General features: G+C 38.7%; 16 protein-coding genes. 8 read left to right on the plus strand and 8 right to left on the minus strand.

What is annotated here, in order from left to right; all coding sequences use genetic code 11:
• Positions 1-88 precede the first annotated feature (88 nt).
• The gene (locus AC1DVB_RS00740) at positions 89-3,418 is read right to left on the minus strand and encodes a CDP-glycerol glycerophosphotransferase family protein (RefSeq protein ID WP_477587796.1); all 3,330 of its coding nucleotides are present in this window, start codon (positions 3,416-3,418) and stop codon (positions 89-91) included.
• A gap of 888 nt (positions 3,419-4,306) precedes the next feature.
• Here AC1DVB_RS00740 and tagD point away from each other — a divergent pair.
• The 4 genes from tagD (at position 4,307) to AC1DVB_RS00760 (ending at position 8,398) form a co-directional block, all read left to right on the plus strand.
• Positions 4,307-4,705 carry a glycerol-3-phosphate cytidylyltransferase gene (gene tagD, locus AC1DVB_RS00745; RefSeq protein WP_034315711.1) on the plus strand — a complete coding sequence of 133 codons (399 nt, stop codon included), beginning with the start codon at positions 4,307-4,309 and terminating at the stop codon, positions 4,703-4,705.
• Positions 4,698-5,861 carry a CDP-glycerol glycerophosphotransferase family protein gene (locus AC1DVB_RS00750; protein ID WP_477587798.1) on the plus strand — a complete coding sequence of 388 codons (1,164 nt, stop codon included), beginning with the start codon at positions 4,698-4,700 and terminating at the stop codon, positions 5,859-5,861. The genes tagD and AC1DVB_RS00750 overlap by 8 nt, the downstream gene beginning before the upstream one ends.
• Positions 5,862-6,154: 293 nt before the next feature.
• On the plus strand, positions 6,155-7,195 hold the full coding sequence (locus tag AC1DVB_RS00755; RefSeq protein ID WP_477587800.1) for a C40 family peptidase: 1,041 nt from the start codon (positions 6,155-6,157) through the stop codon (positions 7,193-7,195).
• 276 nt (positions 7,196-7,471) lie between these two features.
• Positions 7,472-8,398, plus strand: coding sequence for an LCP family glycopolymer transferase (locus AC1DVB_RS00760; RefSeq protein WP_034315716.1), 927 nt, complete (start codon positions 7,472-7,474; stop codon positions 8,396-8,398).
• A 20-nt stretch (positions 8,399-8,418) separates the two neighbouring features.
• On the opposite strand, the gene AC1DVB_RS00765 is transcribed toward AC1DVB_RS00760, so the two are convergent.
• The 3 genes from AC1DVB_RS00765 to secA form a co-directional block, all read right to left on the minus strand.
• On the minus strand, positions 8,419-10,206 hold the full coding sequence (locus AC1DVB_RS00765) for an LTA synthase family protein (RefSeq protein WP_477587802.1): 1,788 nt from the start codon (positions 10,204-10,206) through the stop codon (positions 8,419-8,421).
• A 244-nt stretch (positions 10,207-10,450) separates the two neighbouring features.
• On the minus strand, positions 10,451-10,912 hold the full coding sequence (locus AC1DVB_RS00770) for an SLAP domain-containing protein (protein WP_477587804.1): 462 nt from the start codon (positions 10,910-10,912) through the stop codon (positions 10,451-10,453).
• Positions 10,909-13,287 (minus strand): preprotein translocase subunit SecA, encoded by a 2,379-nt coding sequence (secA, locus tag AC1DVB_RS00775; RefSeq protein WP_477587806.1) that lies wholly within the window; start codon positions 13,285-13,287, stop codon positions 10,909-10,911. Before secA ends, AC1DVB_RS00770 begins: the two co-directional genes overlap by 4 nt.
• Before the next feature lie 256 nt (positions 13,288-13,543).
• Between secA and AC1DVB_RS00780 the strand changes: the two genes are divergently transcribed.
• Positions 13,544-14,968, plus strand: a complete 1,425-nt coding sequence (locus tag AC1DVB_RS00780) for an alkaline phosphatase (protein WP_477587808.1) — start codon at positions 13,544-13,546, stop codon at positions 14,966-14,968.
• A 63-nt stretch (positions 14,969-15,031) separates the two neighbouring features.
• Entirely contained in the window at positions 15,032-15,226 is a 195-nt protein-coding gene (locus AC1DVB_RS00785) for a hypothetical protein (protein ID WP_477587810.1), read from the plus strand.
• Between the two features lie 52 nt (positions 15,227-15,278).
• On the opposite strand, the gene AC1DVB_RS00790 is transcribed toward AC1DVB_RS00785, so the two are convergent.
• The 3 genes from AC1DVB_RS00790 to AC1DVB_RS00800 form a co-directional block, all read right to left on the minus strand.
• Positions 15,279-17,348: a SpoIID/LytB domain-containing protein gene (locus AC1DVB_RS00790; protein WP_477587812.1), complete on the minus strand. Its 2,070-nt coding sequence runs from the start codon at positions 17,346-17,348 to the stop codon at positions 15,279-15,281.
• Positions 17,349-17,671: 323 nt separating this feature from the next.
• A complete protein-coding gene (locus AC1DVB_RS00795) occupies positions 17,672-19,678 on the minus strand; it encodes a penicillin-binding transpeptidase domain-containing protein (protein WP_477587814.1) in 2,007 nt (668 codons plus the stop codon).
• Positions 19,679-19,828: 150 nt separating this feature from the next.
• The gene (locus tag AC1DVB_RS00800; RefSeq protein WP_477587816.1) at positions 19,829-21,265 is read right to left on the minus strand and encodes a hypothetical protein; all 1,437 of its coding nucleotides are present in this window, start codon (positions 21,263-21,265) and stop codon (positions 19,829-19,831) included.
• Between the two features lie 468 nt (positions 21,266-21,733).
• Between AC1DVB_RS00800 and AC1DVB_RS00805 the strand changes: the two genes are divergently transcribed.
• A complete protein-coding gene (locus AC1DVB_RS00805; protein WP_156404388.1) occupies positions 21,734-21,877 on the plus strand; it encodes a hypothetical protein in 144 nt (47 codons plus the stop codon).
• Between the two features lie 28 nt (positions 21,878-21,905).
• Here the strand turns inward: AC1DVB_RS00805 and AC1DVB_RS00810 are convergent, their stop codons facing one another.
• Positions 21,906-22,223, minus strand: a complete 318-nt coding sequence (locus AC1DVB_RS00810) for a hypothetical protein (RefSeq protein WP_063574667.1) — start codon at positions 22,221-22,223, stop codon at positions 21,906-21,908.
• Positions 22,224-22,774: 551 nt separating this feature from the next.
• Between AC1DVB_RS00810 and AC1DVB_RS00815 the strand changes: the two genes are divergently transcribed.
• Entirely contained in the window at positions 22,775-23,668 is an 894-nt protein-coding gene (locus AC1DVB_RS00815; protein ID WP_057278160.1) for a helix-turn-helix domain-containing protein, read from the plus strand.
• Positions 23,669-23,763 lie beyond the last annotated feature (95 nt).

Here is a 23,763-nt window from a genome sequence, read left to right on the forward strand (position 1 = left end):
CTCCTTTTATGTAGAGGTAACATAGATGTTTCTATCAGGCAGCCAGTTACCAGTTACTTAAAAGCAACAATACCCTTTATTTCAGGAATCAATCATTAAAAAATTTATCCACGATTCTTTGTGTAGCTTTACCATCCTCTATTCCACAATACTTCTCTCTAAATAAACCATATCTCTCTTTGTATTGCATGTTTATTTCATCAATATTGGTAATAGTATCGATAATCTCCTCAGTCGTTTTTAAAAATGGACCTGGTGCTTCCTTTTCAAAGTCCATATAGAATCCGCGGATGTTATCTCTGTAATCTTCCAAGTCATACGTGTAGTACAAAATCGGCCGGGCAGTATTAGCAAAATCGAACATTACGGAAGAATAATCCGTAATCAATATATCAGAAATCAGGTAAAGTTCCTGGATATCTGAATAATTGGATACATTTATCACGAAATCCTCGAATTCGCTCGGAATGCTGAGATTATTACTTATAACAACATGCATCCTTAACAACAGGATATATTCATCCCCTAGTTCTTCCTTCATTCTTTCCAAATCAAATTTCAGCTCGAAAATGAATTTATTGTTTTTCGAAGTTTGATTATCCCGGAATGTAGGAGCATATAAGATGACTTTTTTTCCTTTTGGTATCTTCAGTTTTTCCATCACTGAGTCGGCAACCATTGAAGCATCTTCCTTGTAAAACAAATCATTTCTCGGATATCCCGTTTCCAATATTTCCCCCTCATATTTAAAAGCACTTCTGAAGGCTTTGGATGCGTATGGACTTGGTGATATTAAATAATCCCACGTCCTCGTTGCACCATGCACCCGATTCAAGTACCCCTCGTCTCTTCCTTGAATATTATCGATATCAAACAGCATTTTTTTCAAAGGGGTTCCATGCCAAGTCTGAATATATGTCGTTTCCTTCCTTTTGCTTAAATAAGTAGGGAAGTTTTGATTATTTATCCAATAACCTGCTTTGGCCAAATAATAATAATATTCCGGGCTTAGGCGTTTGATCAGCTTCGTGTTCTTTCCTTTTATCGGTAAATTACCATTATACACCCAAACTTTTTTATATTTATTATCCCTTTTGACCAGTTCTTCATAAATATATTTGGGGCTATCGGAGAATTGCTTCCCTATCCCACTTTCAAAAAGAATAAGGTTCCGGTCAACCGGTATGATCCTGGACATGATTTTATAAACTTTTTTCATGACAGGGAAATACTGTTCACTTTTCCTAAATCGATTCATAATGAGTTTTGATATCGGGTGGTTATATAATTTAATAAGTGAATTCTGATCTTTTTCTGCATGTTTAATCACTTCGAATATCCTTGAATTAGAATGGACATCGCGATATTTAATAAAACGGTTGGCCTTATCGATATACTTTTTCTTCATGACAAAATCAGTGTTGGCGTATTCGGTTAATACACCCAACAATCCATCCAATTCATCAACGATTTCACCCGGAAGATCGTTATCCAAATCCAAATGTGACGGTCTTTTCCCTATGAAACGATCTCTATCAAATTGATAGTAAATAACCGGTTTATGCAGGAAACTAAAGTCGAAAGCAACACTTGAATAGTCCGTGATCATTATCGCGCTTTCCTTAATTAACCTTTGGACATCCACTTCACCCTGACTAATCACCCGAACAGGGGCATCTTTAAAATAAGACGTGAATTTCTGCATATTAGGGTGAAGGCAAAATATGATTTCAAACCCATTATTTTTAGATAACTCATGTAAAACCGGGTGATTCACCAAGTTCTGATACCTTTCGAAATACTCGCTTTCCAAAAATATTTCATCGGATGTAATCCAATCTCGCCATGTCGGAATGATGAGTAATTGCCGCTTTGTTAAAACATCATCCTTAAACAGTGAGTCGAACCTAGAAAGTCCGGTCGTGAATACTTCCTTTTCGTTGTACCCAAAATCCGTTACGATCATATCCTTTTCGAAGTCTGAACTAACTAGAAAAACATCCGTACTAAAACCGGAGGATGCATTTTTCCCGTAGTTTGCAACCATGTTCTTAGTGCCCATAACACCATGTTGAAGAAATACCTTAACTCCCTTAACACGATTTTTAAATTCAGATGTTCTTAAAGGATATAAATAATCCGGATGATGTGATGAAATGATACGTGTCGATTCCATTGTCTTTTTAATATGATCCTTTGACTTGAAATAAAGGATATTTCCAAAGGGCTCGACGTTCTTGGCTTCCACGGAATTTTCTTCTATTACATAATAGACTTCTTTTTCAGGGTGGTTTTCCCTCATATATTTAAAGAAGTGATATCCGGTATCTTGGGCTTTATAAGTTCTTTCGCCAATTAGCCAAACATCCTTTTTCTTTTTAAATAGGGCCAAAAAACGCCTCCATCCCATCATCTTTTTTAAATATCGATAACTTTCCGTAGAGAAGTTAAACACTTCCAAAGATAAATTGGATGCTTTAAAGGTATAATATGGATTGATGATGGCCACTCCATTATTCGAGCTCACATCGGTCTTTTTTGTAAATAATTTAGTTCTCGTGGTCGGTCTTCCGACGCGTACCATTTTCGGCTCTTCCTGATCATGTAAATGTAATTTCATGTAAATATCATATACATCATCTTCCAAATCCACACTGACTAATTGTTCTAAATCCAATTTCAAATCATATATATATCGATTCAGTCCAAATTTCTTAATATTCATTTCCTTATTATGAATAAAAGATAGATTGGCCTGATATTCTTTGCCACTTTGTCTTCCTCTAACTAGGCCCTCACCTTTTATGATCGCGGAATGTTTGGTGAAGATTTGACCATTAACATGCATGGTCTTCGAATTGTTTTTCATTTTTTCAATTTGAGACTTAATCTGTATTTTAGGGGTTTTATTGATGTAAAGAGATATATTTCCTTTATTCGTTATCGAGAATATACTTTGTTTATCTTCATAGGTGTAAATACTTAAATTGTTCGTGTACGTCTCCTGAAAACGCCCTAGACGAATTGGAAATTCAATATGAACCTGTTCGTTCTCTTCTACATATTCAGCTTTATGTTCGATATTAAGTACTGTTTTCTTGCTCAGCTTTTCAATCGGAACGGCTACCTTTATATAACAGTCATAAACAGTCGGTTCATCATCTGCTAATTTCCGCATTAAATCTTTCATATCTACTTTAAAATCAAATTTAGACGAGCTCACCGATTCAGCTATTTTTATTTTCTGATCTTCGTTTTCCCTAGAATATAGCCATAGTTCTTTTGCGCAATAATGTTCTATTGAAAATTCTCCTTTAATCAATAGCATATTTTCCTCTTGCGCAATGGTCAGAACTTGTTTTAGCTTAATTTTAGGCGCTTTTTTTGCTTTCCCTTTTCCAAGAAGCTTTTTAATCATTTTAGACCACCTATAACAAATTATTTATTTAAATAAAAATGAATCATTCATTGTACTTTAAAATCATAAACTTTTTTTGGTTTTTCCTCAATATCATTAATCAGACAGGTAGATTTCCCTTAATTCCCCTTCAATTCCATCTAAGAACAAAAAAGAAAATATCCAGGTGATTCATTGTCGTACCAAAACAAAAAACCGCAAAAATCAAATGCATGTCCTTCCATGTTGCCAGAATGGAAAGGGAATAGCAAAAACATGTCTTTCAATTACAAAGAAGTCTTCTTACTATCAAAGTGAACGCTTTCAAAACAGGTCAACCGTTTATATTTTCCCCTCATTAAATGGTTCCATAAAAGTTAAGCGATAGATTTATGGCCGATAGATACCCATCCTCTGTCCTTCACCTTCCACTTTTAGAAAACAGGATTTATGAAGCTCCTCTAGTTGTTCTCTCCTAAACGTGGTAAAATTGTGAATGGCTTTTCTGATTGCAGCAAGAATGATGAAATCTTTTTTCATTCATTAATGTGAGGGTAATTATTTTTAAATACCATTAAGTATAAATCCTTACATTAATTATGGACACTTTATTATGCCCTTCAGAGTCATACAAATTAGTCAACATTTAATTTTAACTTAAAAAATAATATTTACAAGAATCATCAATGTAAAAAATTGTGGTTTATTTGTAAAAAAATTGTGGTTTATTTGTAAAGCTATTAAGTTATAATTAGTTAGAGAATGTCATTGCCTAAAAAATATAGGAAAACAACAAGCAGAATTAAAGAGCTGGTTGCCTGTTTTATTGTTCCATTTCATATTCTAATAGACCAAATATATATTAATTTGATTGAATAACAGTTCAAGAGTTTTAAAGGAGGAATAAAAATGAAAAAAGTAATCACTTACGGAACCTTTGATTTGCTTCATTGGGGTCATATCAATCTATTAAAACGTGCTAAAGATTTAGGGGATTATCTGATCGTTGCCATTTCTACGGATGAATTCAATGCTTTAAAAGATAAAAAAGCTTATCACAGTTTTGAAAACAGAAAAATGATCCTAGAATCAATTCGTTATGTGGATGAAGTCATACCTGAAGACAATTGGGAACAAAAGAAGGAAGACATCGTTCGCGAAGGTGTGGATATCTTTGTAATGGGTGATGACTGGAAAGGCCAATTCGATGAATTATCCGAAGTTTGTGAAGTGGTCTACCTTCCAAGGACAATCGGCATTTCGACTTCCCAAATTAAAGATGACCTTCTACAAGTTACTAATGGCTAAAGAATTCGCGATAGGGATTTATCTTTTTTGTTTCAAAGTTTTATTCTCTATCTTTAAACTTTTCCCTTTATATGACAAAACGACCTTTGTCACATCATTCGGGGACAATTGCCAATATATCGCAGATGAAATGGACAAGCAGGACATTTCCGTTCAAAAGGTATTTTTAATGAAATCAAGCAGTTCTATACAAGTTAAGGACGATGGGGAAACCATCGTCCTTCCGTTTGAATCAAAAAATATCAGTGCCATGATCCGATCGATTTATCATCTGGCTACATCAAAATGGATTATCATCGATAATTATTTTGGCTTTCTTTCAGCCATTTCATTCAAAAAGCAAGTGACATGCGTGCAAGTGTGGCATGCGGCCGGTGCCGTAAAGCAATTCGGAGCAAAAGATCCTTCCATTAAAAACCGTTCAGCCGGTGCAAGGAAAAGATTTTTTGAGGTATATGATAAATTCGATTATGTTACGGCAGGTTCAGAGAGAATGGCCGATATTTATCAAGAAAGTTTCCAACTGCCGGCATCCCATATCCTAAGGACCGGGATCCCTCGGACCGATTTCTTTTTTAATGATGAATCAAAAAGGACTGCCCGTAATGCTTTGCTGGCCAAGTATCCAGAACTTGAGCATAAGAAAATCATGTTATATGCCCCTACATTTCGTAATGACGGCTTGAACAACGGAGAGATTGCTCTTGATTTGGAATTGCTCTACAAGGAACTTAAGGGCGAAAACTATGCGTTATTACTAAAGCTGCATCCAGCTGTAAAAGCAGAGCATGATTTACAAGATAAATTCCCGGGATTCATTTACCCTGTCAATAGTGACTTTCACGTTAATCAACTGCTGATCAGTACGGATCTTTTAATAACCGATTACTCATCGATTCCATTTGAATTCTCTTTTTTGGGAAGACCCATGATATTCTTTGCATATGACTTAGAAAAGTATGTGCAGGAACGGGGATTCTGGGAGGATTACTCTTCTTCCATGCCCGGACCCGTGGTATCCACCACAGAAGAGCTCTTGAGGAAAATCCGTACCGCCGATCATTCATTAATGAAGATCGCTTCCTTTAACCAAAAATGGAATGAATACTCCACGGGAAATTCAAGCAGGAACTTAGTTGATTTCCTTTATAAATAAAACCACCCACTTCGTAAAACGAAGTGGGTTTTCTATTTTTCCATAACCACTGAGCGGAATGCACGCCCTGCAAAAAGGTACATTTTTTTCATAAAGTGACAAAGGGAAACACCACGCTCCGAAATATGAAAAAAGACTCACAATATAGAAAATATTGTAGATTACAATACTCAAACGCCACCAATATAAACCAGTAAAATACTACTATTTTCCCCTTGTAACAAAAATGTAATATGTTTAAACCCATTTATTTTGTTAGAATAGGGAAAAAGACATATTCGAGGTGGAAAACCGTGAAAAAAAGTGTTGTCGCATTTTCGACATTAGCCATTTTATCTTCGACTTTTGTTTCTCCTGCCCTTGCCGGTACATATACAGTCAAAAGCGGTGATAACCTAAGTAAAATCGCCCAAAATCATAATACGACGGTAAAAGACTTAAAACAGCTTAATAACTTAAAATCAGACTTTTTGAGAATCAATCAAAAATTAATTACACCCAACTCCAAAACAACATCAAATGCTCCTTCAGTTTCCGTGAAAACAACAAAGAAAACCACATATACCATTGTTTCAGGTGATACCTTAACCAGGATAGCAAACAAGCATAACCTTACACTTGCTGAATTGAAGAAAATGAATAACTTAAAATCCGATAGAATTTATGCAGGCGCCAAACTTATCGTATCCAAATCAACCACCACCACTACCATTGATTTACCCGGCAGCTCCAAACCATCCAGTGGTACACAGACCCCAGCCAATTCGTCTACATACATTGTGGTAAAAGGTGATACTCTTTCCAAGATTTCCAGAAAAACAAACTTGACTGTAGCCCAGCTTAAATCAATCAACTCGTTAAAGTCCGATTTAATCAGAGTGGGGCAAAAACTGAAATTAAGTACATCGGCAAGCACTGCCCCTGCAGATAAAAACGATGGTGGAAAAGTGGAAGCCCCAAGTTCAGGAAACAAAGTGGCCAAGCTCGTTTCCGAAGCAAAGAAATTGATTGGCACACCTTATTCGTGGGCGGGTTCCTCCCCATCAGGATTCGATTGCAGCGGATTCATCTACTATACGTTCAAGAGGGCTGGGTATGATGTTCCAAGGCTTTCATCATCCACCTATTATGATATGGGCAAAAAAGTTACTTCACCGAAAAGCGGCGATCTTATCTTCTTTGCAACGGGTTCCAATAAATCAGTCATAAGCCATATGGGAATTTACTTGGGCGGCGGGGAATTCATTCATGCCTCATCAAGTAAGGGAGTAACGATCAGTACTACTTCAAACTCTTATTTCAAAAGTAAAATCATCGGTTATAGAAGTTTATAAGATTTACTTGCCAGACTTTCTCTTAAAGTCTGGCAAATTTATGAAAAGATTCATAACTTCTTTAACTCTGCTATACAATTTTGGAAAAAAATGAATGCTGTGTAAACGAAGGAATTCAGAATCCTTCGTTTTTTTGAATGAAAAAAGGTAAATATGCACTCTAACTACAAAAAGAAACTATTCTATTTTTGACAAAAAAAAGGTATAGTTAAAAATACCGACTAGGTACTTTTTCACACCTTCCATTTTGTGGGATGGTTAAGGGAGGAATATTAAATGAGATCCGAACATAAAAAAAAGAAAAAGAAACGCAAAACGTTTAAAATAATCGGCTTCACCCTTCTTATCCTTATCATTGGCGCAGGTGTTTATGGCGCTTCAGTATATCAATCATTAGCCGGTGCGATCAGCACTATGCAGGGCACAGCCCATAAAACGGATAAACGTGTAGAGGACATCAAGTTCAAAAGCCAAGATCCATTTTCATTACTAATTCTTGGTGTGGATGAAAGAAAAAATGACTCAGGTCGATCAGATACGATGATTGTCATGACCGTTAATCCTAAAAAAGAATCGATTGAATTATTGAGTTTACCGAGAGATACCCGTACAGAGATCGTCGGTAAAGGTATAAATGATAAAATGAACCATGCCTATGCATATGGCGGAGTCGCCATGTCGATAAATACAGTGGAATCCTATTTGGATATTCCGATTGACTATTACGTCAAAATGAATATGGAAGGCTTTCAGGATATTGTGAATGCCGTTGGTGGTGTCACGGTCGATAATGATATGGACCTTGCCTATAAAGGATATACCTTCAACAAAGGTACAATCGACTTAAATGGTAAAGAGGCCTTGATTTATTCCCGAATCCGTAAAGAAGATCCCCGCGGGGATTATGGACGGCAAATGCGGCAACGCCAAGTTATCCAAGCTGTCATGAAAAAAGGGGCAAGCCTATCAACACTTACCAATTATGACGATATATTCGAAGCTTTAGGTAAAAACGTGGAAACCAATTTAAGTTTCAATGAAATGTTGAGCATTCAAAATAACTACAAATCATCCCTCAAAAATATTGAACAATATACACTTGAAGGTGACAATCAACGGGTAGATGGCGTTTGGTACAACATCGTTCCAGAAGATACAAAGCTTGAAGCCCAAAATCGCGTTAAAACACATTTAGGATTATAATGGAAGGAGGATGACTTTTATCAGTCATCCTCTTTTTTTACCTCTTTCTCAATTTTTTTTAAGTAATCGGAACGTATCACCTGATCACTCAGATCAATCTCCTTTTGATCTTCTGGTGAAAATCCTTCGACCTTGCCTTCCCCATTTATTTTCATTTGAGAACCATAATCCCCTTTTAATATCAAGGCATCACCCTCTTCGCCATCCAGCATGCTCTCTCCAAAGTATGAAGAACTCTTTATATTGAACAAATCATATAGAGTGGGCAGAATATCGATTTGGCCCGCCACCTTATCAATCGTTCTCCCTTCCATATCCTCCTGATAAATGATCACGGGAATGGGCATATATTTTTCAATCCACTCTTCATCGCTAATTTTACTACCATAATACGCTTCAACCTCGTGTTTATCTTTTAAGAATAGCCCATCATGATCTCCGTAAATGACAATTACGCTGTCTTTCAATTTCCCGTCATCCTTCAACTTCTTCACGAAATCCCCGATAGCTGAATCTGTATAATGAATGGCTTCGAAATATTTAGTCAGGTAACTATTTTCTTTTCCAACTTCAGGCTTCATTGTTATCTGTTCCTTCGGCAGTGAAAAAGGTACATGGCTGGACAGAGTTACGAAAAATGCGTAATAGGGGTTTTGTTTATCTTTTAAGAAATCATAGCTTTGATTAAAGAAACTGCGGTCTCCCAAGCCCATCGAAATCATCTCGTCCTGCTTCATATCCTCTATGGAAAGATAGTCATCAAAACCTAGCGAGGGATATGCATGCTGCCTATTCCAAAAGTCTTCTTCATCTCCGTGGAAAGCAAAACTTTGATAATCCGACTTCTTTAATTCCTTGGCAAGACCAGGAAAATCATTATAAGGGAACCGAAAAAAGGTCGCACCTTGCTTTAATGGAAATAGTCCGGTATTCACGATAAGCTCTCCATCAGATGAATTTCCAAATACCGTCTGCGGATATACATGCGGGAAATACAATCCCCCTTTCGCCAGTCCATTCATGAATGGCGTGACCTCCTGCCCGGCACTGGTTTGAAAAAGCGGAAACGCCTGTAAAGATTCCACCTGGATGATAATGAGATTCTTCCCCTCTAAGGATCCTGAATGGGCATTTTCCTTTCTTTTCTTTTTATTGAAGTAATCAGAAACGGCCTTCTTTTCTTCCGAAGACATTTCATCCCTTCCCGAGTCAGTAAAATAAGCATACGCATCCAATGCGTGATGACCGATAGGACCCCAGTTTCGCAAGAAGGTATTTGCCTCATAACGACGGGTTATATCGACTTTGTCGATAAAGATATTCTTGACCGGTTTTAATCCTGCTATCATCAGGAATATTACGGCCGGCACAAGTGCCATATGCTTGAGGGGGTATTTTTTCTTCACAAAAGATTCAGCAATTGGAATGCCTGCCAGAAGAAAGATTGCATCCTTGATTTCCATCATACTGAATATACTTTCACCTAGCCCATTCAGATTGCTTTTTTGCATCCACATATAGGATGTTATAGGTGTCGAATAATAACGATAAAACCAGATGTCCCCAAGGAAAAAGACCATGATCGAAAGAAGGAAAACTGAAAAAATGATGCCCTTTATGATTCGATTCGATATCCATTCCTTCAGATAAACAACAAAACCGGCAGCACCGATGATTATCGTAATTATTCCAATAGAAAGATCGTTACCCATCCTATCATTCGTATAAATGAAAAGTATGGCCACGATTGAGAATGACAATAACTCAAATAGCCTCTCCTTCAAGCGTTGATTACGGTTATTCTTCATGATCCTGCCACTTTCCTCTTCATTATTTCCAAGCCTTGGCTAGGCTAGATTGCGGAAGATTACTTATAAATATTACTTAGCGTTACCATTTATGAGAAATTGCACACAGAAAATGGCATAAATATTTGGTGCTACTGACCTCCCTTATAAACAAAAAACCTTCATCACTAAAAGGATGAGGGCTTTGCTTTGGCGCTCCGGCAAAAAAGCTGCCGATTGCCGCTAGACTCATGCGGTTGTTTTTCTACTTTCTCTTCCATTCAAAAGCAATCTTCCAACCTTCATCAGGAATCGATTCCGCCAACATATCCCCTTCCTCGAACAAGAAACGCCATGGCATGCTTGAAAGTGCCGGTATCTCACCAAGCTCTGTGAGATCGAATGTCTTTTTCGCCAGGAATTTTCCATCTCCATCAACTAACAGTAAATCCACGATATCAAACCTGACGGCTTTATCTATTGAATTTCGCAGAAAAGCCACTATGGTGACATCATCTTCCACCCTAGTCAGCTTGATGCCGGATATTGAAATTTGGTTCGGTTTTAATGCAGGCAGCCTTTGATGGTGGAATTTATATACATATTCCTCTTGCTTGGAAATATCCCACCCCTTGTGAAACATCAGGACAGTATGAACGGTGTCATCATGATTTTCTAACTTATTTACATCTGAAGCTGCATTATCCCTTTTTCCAAATAAACTCATCGTTCCTCCCCCTCCAAAGAAGCTGCATCTTGCTGATTGCTTTTCATATATTCCATAAAACGGATGCTTATCTCCGCCTCAATTTTACTTAATAGAAGGTTGAATTGACTGAGAGCTGCTTTTTCAAACAACGCATATGGGTCCTGCTGACCATATTCGCTTAAACCAATGCCTTCCTTCAAACTGTTCATTTCATCTAAATGGTTCATCCAATTTATATTGATTTGTTGCAGCATGAAAGCGCGCAACTGGTTTCCCCATTCTGCATCGGCTTGAAAGATCACCAGTCTCGATTCCCATTCACCTAAAGCCTCCAACACCCTTCCTTCAATTTGGCCTTCTATATCCTTCAAATCACTTTCCTGCCAACCTAACGACAGCAAAACAAAGGTTAGCTCTTCAATTAAGGCAGAGGAGTCAGGCTCTGCTATATGTTCACGGTCATATTTCACTGTGAGCCGAGTAATGTATTTTACGATGTAGTCAAGTAAAATGGCCGACATCCGTTCAGGCTCCATATCAAGAATCCGATCTCTCATTGCATAGATGATTTTACTCTGCTCATTTAATGCATGTTCCAACTTCAATATGTGATATCGGCTTGATTGATGCATCTGCTCTACCGAATCCTGAACCATTTTAACGAATTTATCGGGTGCAGGGCCCAGCACCAACCCATTTTCATCCGTTTTGATTTTCTTGATATAACGTCCCAATTCTTCTTCATCATAGTAATGAAACAAATCATCTTCCAAAGAAATGATGAATTGTGTTGAACCAGGATCACCCTGCCGCCCGGAACGTCCTCTTAACTGCATATCGATCCGACGGCTTTCGTGTCGCTCCGTCCCGATAATATGAAGGCCGCCCAATTCCTTGACATCATTCCCAAGTAATATATCCGTTCCTCTCCCAGCCATGTTCGTAGCCAGCATCACTTGTTTTTTTTGCCCGGCATTCGCAATGATCTCCGCTTCATCATCTTCCGTCTTCGCATTAAGGATTTGATGTTTAATTTTCCGATTATCCAGTTGAACCGAAATTTTTTCAGATTGCTCAATGGAGGTCGTCCCGATCAGGATAGGTCTGCCTTCATCATGGATCCGTTTTACTTCCGTGACGATTTTGTTGATTTTGCTTGTTTCATCTTTATAAAGCAAATCAACCTCATCCACTCGAATAATAGGCTCATTAGTTGGAATTTCAATGACGGGGAGCTGATATATTTCCTGGAATTCAGACTTTGATGGTATGGCACTCCCTGTCATCCCAGACATTGAATGATATAATCGAAAATAATTTTGGACGGAAATCATAGCCTGTGTTTCATTCTCTTCGGAAATCTCCAATCCCTCTTTTGCCTCAATGGCTTGATGCAGCCCGTCACTGAAGCTTCGCCCTTCCATCACCCTGCCTGTGAATTTATCGATGATTGCAATCTTTCCATCGATGACAATGTAGTCCACATCCAATTTCATGATTGCCCGCGCTTTCAGCGCCTGTGTAACATTATGTAATAACTCTTGATGCTCCATTCCATACAGATTGTCGATGCCAAAGGCCTCTTCAATCTTGGAAGCACCTTGATCCGTGAAGAAGGCGGACCTTGACTCAACGGAAATCTCGTAATCATCCTTTTCTATAAATGTCTTCATGATTTGCGCCGTGATCTGGTGAAGCTCGGTTCCGTCGTTTGCCCTGCCCGCAATGATTAATGGTGTCCTCGCTTCATCAATCAAGATGCTGTCAACCTCATCGACAATGGCAAATCGGTGTCCTCTTTGAACCTTGTCTTCCCTTCGATAAACCAGATTATCACGCAAATAATCAAAACCGAACTCTGTTGCCGTCCCATACGTGATATCTGCCGCATATGCTTCACGTTTCGCGGAAGGTCCCATTTGGGAAATGTTCAAACCGACCGTCAATCCTAGAAATTCAAGAATTTGTCCCATTAACTCTTTATCACGTTTGGCCAAATATTCATTGGCCGTAATAATATGCACACCATTACCGAACAGTGCATGTAAATAGCTAGGCAATGTAGAGACAAGCGTCTTTCCCTCGCCCGTATTCATTTGGGCAATGCCCCCTTCACTCAGGACAAAACCGCCTGCAAGCTGAACATCATGGTGCCTAAGATTCAATACTCGCTTGGAAGCCTCCCTCACGACCGCAAAAGCTTCGGCTTGTATATCCAAAATATTATCACCAGCATCCAAAATGCTTTTAAATCTATCCTTCATTCCACTTAATTCCAGATCTGAATATTTTTCATATTTACCCTCTAGCCGATTCACTTCTTCTACCAACTTATAAATTCTCTTCAAGTCTTTAGAACCTTCTTTGAAGAACTTTTTCATACTGGATAGCATAGGGTTTTCTCTCCTATTAATTCAATTGACCTTTAGTGAAATTATATCAGTTATGTATTTACTGTTTATAAACTTTCGCCTTCATATTGTAATAATATAGAAATTCTTTATTTTTTTGAAAGACAAATTATACAAAAACCGACTTGATGCAGCTAACCATGCTAAAAAGATTAGCTCCATCCTCAATATCAGGGAGGGGTTTTTTTATCGATTTAAACAAATAATAGGAAGACTTTCACCCAATGGAGGATTTCAGATGAATAAGACATCCAGATATAAACTCGTACAGCCGCATCGCTTTGGATTATTCGTTCTTATAATTTTCATTATTAGCATGAGCTCCCCTATTCAAGCAGAAACAAGAAACACCCCCAAGAATGTCATATTGCTGATTGGCGACGGCATGGGGCTAGGGGCAATAGAAATTGCCCGGCAATTGGAATATGGAAAGACAGGTGTACTACATTTGGAAAAACTGGAGCATGTCGCCCTGATGCGCACCTATTCCGCCAATAATTACGTCACTGACTCTGCAGCAGGAGGGTCGGCGATTGCCACTGGTATAAAAACCAACAATGAATCAATCGGTGTCGATGCCAATGGTTCCGAGGTGGATAGTGTATTGGATGCCTTTCAGAACAATGGCAAAAAAGTCGGGATCATCTCAACCAATATGGTAGTCGATGCCACACCCGCTGCCTTTGGTGCAAGTGTGCCTAACCGCTGGACAGGTGGCGCAAATATCGCGAGGCAGCTCTTTGATAACCGGATCGATGTCATTCTTGGCGGTGGTGCCAGCTATTTCAATGCGGATAAGCAGAATGGCGAGGATTTAATCGCCAAATTTAAACAAGCTGGCTATGGGATTACGACGACTAAAGAAGAACTTAGTTCCATTAATAATCCGGCAAAACTTTTAGGATTATTTCACCCTACCTATATGAATTTCAAACTGGATAAAGAAGTATTACATTCCCAAGAGCCATCCCTCCCCGAAATGACATCCAAAGCGTTGGATATTTTATCCCAGGGTGATAAGGGATTCTTCTTGATGGCCGAAGGTGCGCGTATTGACCATATGGAGCATGCAGCCGACATCACTGGAATATGGAAAGAAACCATCGAATTTGACCAAACCGTGAAAGAGGTTTTAGATTGGGCAAAAAGTCGAAATGATACATTGATCGTTGTACTTGCAGACCACGAAACAATGGGGACCTCTGCTTCTGAAACAATGGATATCACGGCATTGAAAAAAATCAGGGTTTCATCCGAATATATGTCCAAACAGCTTACATTCGATAAAAATAATGAAATCAATCCAGAAAGTGTCGTTTCCACATTCAAGAAGTATGCACATATATCTCTTACGGATCAGGAAGTCGATCAATTCATTGATAACGTAAGAAAGAATAAAACGCTTGTCTATCCAAAGCATCAAATCGATTGGGAAATCGGTAGCACCATCGCCAGGCACCATAAGGCGGGCGTAGCTGATCGAAGCATACGGGCAGCCAGTTCCACAGGAGGACATACAGCCAATATGATTCCCGTTTTCGCCTCGGGTCCAGGCAGTGAAGCCTTTGATGGAGTCATTGAAAATACCGATATTTCAAAAATCATCACAAAAGCCGCCGGCGTTCCGTTCACACCCGGTCAGCATAAAACAAAAGAGGAATGAATGCATTCATTCCTCTTTTAAGATTCTCATTTTCATTTTGATTAAGGTCCGTTAACTCAAGTTATGGCGAAGTTTGCGGGCATTACTCACGAGTTTAATGCATTTACTCGTGAGTTTGGGGCATTTACTCGTGAGTTTGGGGCATTTACTCGTGAGTTTACGCCTTTTACTCGAGAGTTTGGGGCATTTACTCGTGAGTTTACGCCTTTTACTCGTGAATTTGGTGCGTATACTCGTGAGTATGATGAAGAGTCATGATGCCATAATAAAATAGAGCAAAAAAAGACGCCATGATTGGCGTCCTGCTCATTCATTTTTTTATATGTTTTTTTAATACATACCCAATTTGGCTTCCCTTTTTCACTTTGTACCACTCATCTTGTTGAGCCAGGATCGTTACAGATTGGTCCCTGTATAGATTTCCAACCGTTTCAGTAGATGCATTTCTATTTTCTTTAATATATAATTCGCTTGCTGTCACTATTCCCGTCGTCTTCCTAATCGAGATTTTCGTTGAAATGGTTTTCTGATTGTCACTCTTATCCTTAGCTGAGATTGTCACCGTAAATATGCCGCTGGACATATTTTTGAAATCCCATGTTGCTGATTGCCTGCCTTTACTAAACGGCCTTTCAGAAAGGATACCGACAACCTTACCTTTACTGTTCTTGATTTCCACTGTTACATTAACGTTTTCATTAATTATATATGTTATGTTCGCTTGCTCGGTACTATAGTCACCCGATGTTTTGACTTCGGTGATTTTCGGTGCCGACGTATCTTTACTGATCTTAATCGGCATTGTTGCCAAACCTTCATTCCCGTTGCGGTCCATTGCTGATATTTCTGCTTTATATGTACCGTTACTCACCGCTTTTGTGTTCCAGATTGCTGAATGGGTACCCTTTTTCATTGTTTGGTCACGGACTGGGGTAGCTATGGATTTCCCTTTACCATCTTTAATCGTAAGTGTAACCACAGTATCTTCTTTTAGGGAGTATGTGATTCCAACCTCATCATTGACATGATCCGTTTGCGCTTTCATGCTTACTGAATTCGGTTCTGACTTGACGACAAGATCCGTTTTAAATCCAGCGCCTGGTCCATATTCCCTTTCTATAGTTGTGTCAGGATAATAAAATCCCAAAATATCTAGATAGGATTGTCCTGCTTCCGCTCTGTTTTTCGCCCCAAACTGACTTAGCCCGACACCATGCCCATATCCTGATCCTTTAATAGAAATTTTGGAGTGATCGGAGGATGAATGGTCAACCAGATAGCTTTTCATCACCTCTTGCCCCACCATGCCCCTGATTTTGGAAGCTGATACATTAGTAAGCCTAACCGTTTGCGGCAGAAGCTTTCCCCGGTCATCAACGAGGTCCCTTACATAGAAATTCAATTGGATGGAGCCTTTCGTTACACGGCCTCCCGTTTTCTCATCTGAAAATGTTAACAAGGGAATCTCCGTTATTTTAATATCTTTCTGCGCATATCCATTATTCTTCAGCCAAGCCTTAAGCTTCGGCACTACCGTTTTATCTTTTTCCTCTACACTTGTCCACCATTCTTCCGGTTTAGATAAGTCCATTTTTGAAAGGTCGATTTGCTGCTTGTCCAGCGTTATCTTCCAACTGGTTTTCGGATCATAGAAATCTTCTTTTATAGATAAATATGCAAGGGGGTTGCCACTTGACCAAACATTTGAATTCGATTCGGTCATTCCTCCATTGCTTGAGGAAAAGAACGCTTCGATTATTTCGCCATCATGCTTGATTACCATGCCCTTCGTCTGCTCAATGGCTGAATTAGTTCGATAGTGACCGGCAGCCCCGCCATATACTTGGTAAGAAACCGTATCATCAATTATTGTGGATTGATGGCGAAGTGCATAGGTCCGGGCGGCAATCGCCTGTGCTTTTAAGGCTTCGGAGTGCCATAGTGCAGGCATCTCCAGCGGGACGACGCCCTTTAGGTAATCTTCCATATAAACAGTATTGATCGGACGGATGTAACCGTCCTCCGCTGTAAATGAAAATGAGCCTTGATACGGACGGCCGTTTATGGATAATGAAGAATCAGGTTTAACTGGTATTACCTTAAAAGAAGCATAAGATCCCTTTTTCTTAGATCCTTTGTATACGGCAAGTTTAGCCGACTCTACTTTCAAAGTCAGATTTTCCCCCGCCTTTATGAATATCTCTCCCCTTGATGTACGGTAGTCCCCGGTTGCCGTTATTTCGGCACTTGTTCTATTGCCCAAATAATTCTTCAGTTTCACTTCCATCGTTGAATTTTTTTCTGCTGCAGTCGCTTCATGAGAAGGAAATGCAAAAAAAGTGATAAAGAAAGCGATAAACAAATACTTTAATCTTTTCATTCCTTTTCATCCTCATTCCCATTCTATTCATCTTTCAAGGATTTTTGAATTAATCCTATTCAATCCATCGGCATGTGGTAACATAACGGCCTGGATGATGTCACTCTGTAAACATCATGATTTCAGGACGTCCCGAGTATACTAGCAAGTTATTGAACTCCCTTTTTACATTCTGTATGCACGACCCATTCTCCTTCAAATCCAGCTTCATTGCCGCCACAAATTAGAATCCACAACCAAAATAAAGCAGGACATGGAAGAAGCCAATGTCCTGCTTTTTAATGTTTAAATGCTTGCCCAGTTCAGATGGGTGACTTTTTTCTTTACTTTAAGTACTTCTTCAACACCGGTTTGATTTGGTCGACAACGACATGGCTGCCTCCTCGTCCTTTTACATCTTCCATCATCCATGCCATGAGAAGTTCCGGGTCTTCTGTGTCCATGGCAACAAACCAGCCGTTTTCTGTTCCGTCCGCGTTTTTGGATGCCTTGATTTCAGCAGTTCCCGTTTTGGCAGCGATTTTGATGCCAAGATCAGCTATTCCATGTCCGCTTCCCTTAGGATGCTCCACTACTTGTGTCAACATCTTGGTGACCTGATTCGCTTGGTCTGCTGATATCGCATTTTCTTTCCATATTTTCTTTTCTATTTTATCTCCTGTTATTAAGAAAGGTGCAGGAATGTTTCCTTCATTCAAGAAGGCTGAATAGGTCATGGCGAGGTGGAGCGTGCTCATTTGAACTTGCGCTTGACCATATCCGGCATCTGCCAATCTTCCCTCACTGTCGATCTTGCCGATGCTCGATGCTTTGATCGGATAATCATAATTCAAAGACTCATCAAATCCGAAAGCCTTGAGTCCATTCGTGAATTTTTCCTTTCCAAGCCCGAGAGCTTTTTGGGCAAAGTAAATGTTGTCTGAATAAATTAATGCCTTTTCCATATCGATTGGAACTCCAGGGTCCGAAACCCTTGTAATGGAATGATCTTTCCATGTCGATTTGGCCCACGTTTTCCCTTGGATATTGATCGACTCTTTCGGATCCACACCATTTTTCAAGGCGATCGCCGCAGTGAGGGCCTTGATGGTTGAACCAGGTGCAAACGTCGAACTGAAGCGGTTCAGAAGTGGTTTTTTCGGGTCTTCTTCAAGCGCTTTTTGTTCTGCTTTCGTTATTCCGAAAATATATTTATTAGGATCGAATGACGGACTTGAAACAAGTGCAAGCGTTTCGCCTGTCTTCGGATCAATTGCCGATGCCGATCCAGTTTCGTTCTTATATTGCTTGAAGATATCCTTTTGAAGCTCGGCGTCGATGGTCAATGTAATTGTTTCTCCCTCTTCAGCAGGCTTTTCAGCAATCACCTTTTCTTCGCCATCTTCGGTTTTAATGAAGATTTTACCGCCAGGTTTACCTTTAAGCCGCGCCTCCAACACTCCCTCAAGACCTCGCTTGCCAATAACATCACTTGCGGTATATCCTTTTCCTTTCAATTTCTCCAGGTCCTCGGCCGATGCCTCACCGACATATCCGATTAGATGGGCAGTGGCCTCTTTATACGGATATATGCGTTCTTCCGTATTATTGACAGATACCCCGGCAATGCTCAATAGCTTTTCCAAAGTTGCGCTATTATCATTTGACATTTTCTTGATGGGCACGAAATAGCTTGGCTTTACCCATGTTTGTTTTAATTTCTGATTCACTTCGTCAGTGGACATGTTGAGGATTCCAGCGACCTTTTTAACCGTTTCGGATTCGTTGGCCATTTTCTCTGGCACGATTCCCACTTCTGCCACCGTTCCATTCATGGCGAGGCCGCGTTCATTTCGATCGACAATTTCCCCGCGAATGGCTGGATACGATTCAACCGATACCTTCTCACCAGCTTCCAATTGAGGGAATATGTAGCTCTCATCCCACTCGATGTACCAATTTTCTTCCTCGCCTTCCCCTTCCTTGACAAGTGTCGCTTTATGGTCAGAGCTGACTGCGCCCGCCATAGTGGACATATCAACGGTATATGCAAGGCTTACCTTTTCTCCATCTTTATGATCTTTTTCTTCTTTTGGCTGTTTATAGTCCACCTTTAATTGGTCGGCTTCAATGCCCGTATAGATTTTTTCATAACGCTTCTCAAATTCATCCGCACTGATTTCTTTCCTTGTCTCAGGTGACAGATACTCGTACATCTTCGCAAAATCTTGTTTATTCCAAAGCTTCGTGTATGCCGCAAAGCGCTCTTCCGGACTTGGCTCATCCGAGCAACCGGCCAGGAACAATACGCTCATCAACAACAAGCTGGAAACTAAAGCTAGTTTCTTCATGATTTCCTCCTAATGAATAGTTAGAGTGATATACCTATAGTTTAGCAAAATATTAGGGGAATGGGGGATTTCGTATGCCGAATTTCTTCATTTTTCTAATTTAACCATGTTTTTTCTAAAACAAAAGTCCTGCACATCGTGTACAGGACTTTAAAGCATTCTTTTTTTTCGGCTTTTTTTCTCTTGCAGCCATTTTTTCAGGAAGAAAAAGCCCAGGATGGCTGAAATGATGAGTCCGCTTGTCGTTACAATGACAGCTACCCATTCGTATAAGGTGTAATCCATATACGCTTTCCATGGTAATTTCCCTTTCCAATCTTCAATGTATAGATTCATTCCGAATATACCGGAGACCACCGTATAAATCGTTAGTATTTGCAAAAGATAATTACTGCTTTTCCCAGACAGTTTATCCTGATTTTGATAAAGGTAGGAAAGTGTTTCCTTCACTTCTCTGTAGAGAGGGGCAATCCTGAAGGTTTCATCCGTTTTTTTGAAAAGCTCTTTACCGATTGCCGTACTATTCACTTCAGTGAATAAGTACTTTGCAGAAAACTGAGTGATCATGAAAATCAGCTGTTCTGTATCCGATTGATCTTTTTCCACATCAATCTGGGAATGTTCATGAGCCAATTTAAGCAGTACGATCTTATAATAGAAGAAAAGCAACAATGTATAAAAATGCTGGCCGTACATTTCGCTTGCCAGTTCTTGTTCCAGTTTACCTGTCGCTTTCGTGACACACGCGAAATGATACATGCTAGTTACATAATAGGTTTCCTTGCCCCACCTGTCATATACCCTTTCTTGATAATATTTTTCTATATAATCAGGGTTTAATGCGCCTATATATGGCTCACCATCATTGTCATACCCGTTCAGCTCACTGATCCGGAATAAATCATTTTTAGAAATATCACGATTCTCAGGGAATGCCGTATAACTGATCACATACATTCTTTCATCGATGAAAAAGGGCAAACTCCCAAAATAGGTCGGATCCGCTTGTTCTTCATCTATATATTCCTCAATAGGCGGCAACAGTTCATTGAAGATGAAATCCTTCACTTGTTCATACTGATTTTCCCGGCAGCCAACTTTCGTGTTTTCTTCATCATCAGCAATCGGTTCGAGGATTCTAAATGTATCGCCAAAATAGAGCACATCATTATGTGAAAGCCCTTCAGGTAAAGTAACACGAAGATTCATCATGCCAATATGAAATGGGCATATGAAGATATCTATAGAGTTAATAATAAATGGGGTATTTAGATAGGGTGATTCGAAGGTACAATCAATATCCAGTTTTTTCGTGAAACGCCGCAAGCCTTCCTTCTGTTTTGCATGACCCGGAAATAAAATCGGCTCGATGTATGGCATGAAATACTTTTCCAATTTACGGTGTGAAACTTTATGGCCGCCGTAAAATTGATTTTGTTGTTCCATATCTTTCAAGTTCAAAAAAACGAAATTGTCCTCAAGCAATTTTCCCACAAACTTTTCAATCATTTTTCCTTCAAGCGTAAATGGAAAAATGAACTGCTGGAAAGTTCGCTTCGTGGGATCATTCTTCACTTTCACATCCATAAAATATATTCCTCCGATTAAACTGCTATAACACAGGTTTAATTCATCTTGATTCTTATATATTTACCCATGTATATACAAACAAAACGAAACATAATATAGAAATAAAGTGGACAAATTATCCAAAAAGCAAAAAGATCCCCCAAGCAAGTGCTCGGGGGCCATCGAAAAGAGTTCTTCAACCCTCTTCACTTTAGGGTACTAGAAACTGATGTTTCTAATGAAAAATCCGATATTCGGACCATTTTAGCATTTTTTTAAAGTATGATAAAACTCGAAATTCTCCCATATTTAGGCTTTACCACTTATTATCATCTAATTAATCCTTATATGCAGGGATTGACAGATGAAAATATAACTCTAGGAATAATTTGTAATCTATTGGCTCATTATTCTTATCCCTTTATCAGGAAATCACGTTTTATTTTAAAAAAAATGGGTAAATAAAAAATACAAAGGAGAGACATCATGAAATCCGATAGATATAAACAACACTTTAAATTTTTTGAGAGAGCAAATAACGCTAAACCAAGTGAAAGGAAACAATTGAGCGATTTCATCAAAAAGAAAATGAATGCTCAAAACACTCATTTAAATGGTAAAAACTCATGACATATGGGATGTCATGAGTTTTTGTCGTTTAAAATGCGATTTCTTTTCCCTGAAGGTTGTGCTTCACACATTTTTTGATACCGATTACATTCAAAAAATGTTTAATTTTCTTCATTGAGGTTGCCTGATATTCATCCGCAATGGAAAACTCTTTAATATAGGCAATTTTTTCTTGTACATCTGTATCTATATGATCTTGGCTGTATTCTTTTTCATCTGATTTTTGGCATGTGTACACCACAGCTTCACCAATATTCCTTGTTGCCTTATCAAAATAAAAAGAAAACACAATGGCACATTCATCATCGTAAAAAGAGGGTTGAACTTTCATATTAATATCAATCATTAACCTTACACCTCTCTCCGTTTTGTTATTTACACTATAACAAAATCATTAAAAGGAAATAGGCGTTACAAACTACCCTCACGTTTCTTCCACGCCTACCAAATGGACCTTACTCTCCCCATTCATAGATAATTATAACTACAGGAATATGCGCAAAAGAATAATCATTCAAAAATGATAATAAAAAAACATCTTCAATTGAAGATGCTTGAATCAGTAATAGTAAGCTTCATTTATTTATTTATTTATATAAACCTGGAAGTTCTGCGTAAAGGCCTGGTAATTCGCTTGGGACAATAACAAAAGCAGCGATGATAAGAAAAGATACGACTAATGCTTTAGTACTTTTTTTCATAGGTCATTCCTCCTTTTCTTTTAAAAAAATATTGGTTAAAATAGAAATAAATTCTATAGTTATATTTAACCACATTTCTTAAAACTATATATTTCGACTAAAGAATCTATTTAAACCGTTCAGGACCTGTACATACCGCTTTCACCGATTTTTCATAACAAAATATAACTCTAGGCATATTTTAAGGAGAATCAAAATGGATTTTTTTGCAGTTGGACAAAAGATCAAAGAACTACGTAAACAAATCGGGCTTTCCCAGGAAGAGTTGGCAACCGGTATTTGTACACAAGCACAGATCAGTAAGATTGAAAAGGGCGATGTCTATCCATATGCATCCACTCTCTATTTAATTTCCCAACGTTTAGGCGTTGATGTAAACTATTTTTTCGATATTGGAATGACCCCTAGGCTGGATTACGTGGAAGAAGTGATTTATCAATTAAAAATAGCCAGAAGAACCCGAAATTATGAGGAAATGCAACAAATTGTAAAGGCTGAGGAAAACAGTCCCCTCTTTCTTCAGAATAAAAAGAATCATCAATTGATTCTTTGGCACAAGGGAATATACGAATATGAAAAAAATAAAGATTTAGATAAAGCCATCGATTTCATTAATCAGGCCATAGCCATTACTCATACGACAGACAAAATTTATTCGGAACGGGAGCTTGAAATCTTAAGCAGCCTTGGTGTAATGTATGTTGCCGAAGAACAGTACGAAAATGCATTCGCCTTGTTACGGAAAGCTTTAGATCACTTGAAAGCCCTGCCCTTTTTGACGGATAAAACGCTTAAGACACGTCTATCCTATAACTTCGGCAGAGTGTTAACACGCCTGGTCCGATACGAAGAGTCCATTGCCTGCTGCCAAGATGCCATAAAGTGGTGCCTCGAACATGATCAATTATATGCTTTAGCAGATTTACATTACCATTTAGGGTATAATTTTGAACTCGTAGGTAACTTTGAAGAGGCAAAAGAGTACTTGGAAAAGTCAGCGTTTCTATTCAATTTACAAAAAAATCATACCTTTGTTACATTCATCAACAAAAAGTTGGACAGTTGGAAGAATGAAATGAAAGTTAACTAATTTTATATTTTAGAGCCATTCCCGATGGAATGGCTCTTCCCATTAACCAAGAATATGTATAATCTCACACTCATCATTTTCAAAACCTCTATTCT

Source organism: Peribacillus sp. P4_D6 (assembly GCF_056401795.1).

Excerpts from the sequence above, each read along its gene's own strand:
- AC1DVB_RS00760 (WP_034315716.1), top strand. The coding sequence starts at position 7,472 with ATGAGATCCGAACATAAAAAAAAGAAAAAGAAACGCAAAACGTTTAAA.
- AC1DVB_RS00780 (WP_477587808.1), top strand. The coding sequence starts at position 13,544 with ATGAATAAGACATCCAGATATAAACTCGTACAGCCGCATCGCTTTGGA.
- AC1DVB_RS00800 (WP_477587816.1), bottom strand. The coding sequence starts at position 21,265 with ATGGATGTGAAAGTGAAGAATGATCCCACGAAGCGAACTTTCCAGCAG.
- AC1DVB_RS00750 (WP_477587798.1), top strand. The coding sequence starts at position 4,698 with ATGGCTAAAGAATTCGCGATAGGGATTTATCTTTTTTGTTTCAAAGTT.
- secA (WP_477587806.1), bottom strand. The coding sequence starts at position 13,287 with ATGCTATCCAGTATGAAAAAGTTCTTCAAAGAAGGTTCTAAAGACTTG.
- AC1DVB_RS00795 (WP_477587814.1), bottom strand. The coding sequence starts at position 19,678 with ATGAAGAAACTAGCTTTAGTTTCCAGCTTGTTGTTGATGAGCGTATTG.
- AC1DVB_RS00810 (WP_063574667.1), bottom strand. The coding sequence starts at position 22,223 with ATGATTGATATTAATATGAAAGTTCAACCCTCTTTTTACGATGATGAA.
- AC1DVB_RS00740 (WP_477587796.1), bottom strand. The coding sequence starts at position 3,418 with ATGATTAAAAAGCTTCTTGGAAAAGGGAAAGCAAAAAAAGCGCCTAAA.
- AC1DVB_RS00770 (WP_477587804.1), bottom strand. The coding sequence starts at position 10,912 with ATGAGTTTATTTGGAAAAAGGGATAATGCAGCTTCAGATGTAAATAAG.
- AC1DVB_RS00790 (WP_477587812.1), bottom strand. The coding sequence starts at position 17,348 with ATGAAAAGATTAAAGTATTTGTTTATCGCTTTCTTTATCACTTTTTTT.
- AC1DVB_RS00765 (WP_477587802.1), bottom strand. The coding sequence starts at position 10,206 with ATGAAGAATAACCGTAATCAACGCTTGAAGGAGAGGCTATTTGAGTTA.
- tagD (WP_034315711.1), top strand. The coding sequence starts at position 4,307 with ATGAAAAAAGTAATCACTTACGGAACCTTTGATTTGCTTCATTGGGGT.
- AC1DVB_RS00785 (WP_477587810.1), top strand. The coding sequence starts at position 15,032 with ATGGCGAAGTTTGCGGGCATTACTCACGAGTTTAATGCATTTACTCGT.
- AC1DVB_RS00815 (WP_057278160.1), top strand. The coding sequence starts at position 22,775 with ATGGATTTTTTTGCAGTTGGACAAAAGATCAAAGAACTACGTAAACAA.
- AC1DVB_RS00805 (WP_156404388.1), top strand. The coding sequence starts at position 21,734 with ATGAAATCCGATAGATATAAACAACACTTTAAATTTTTTGAGAGAGCA.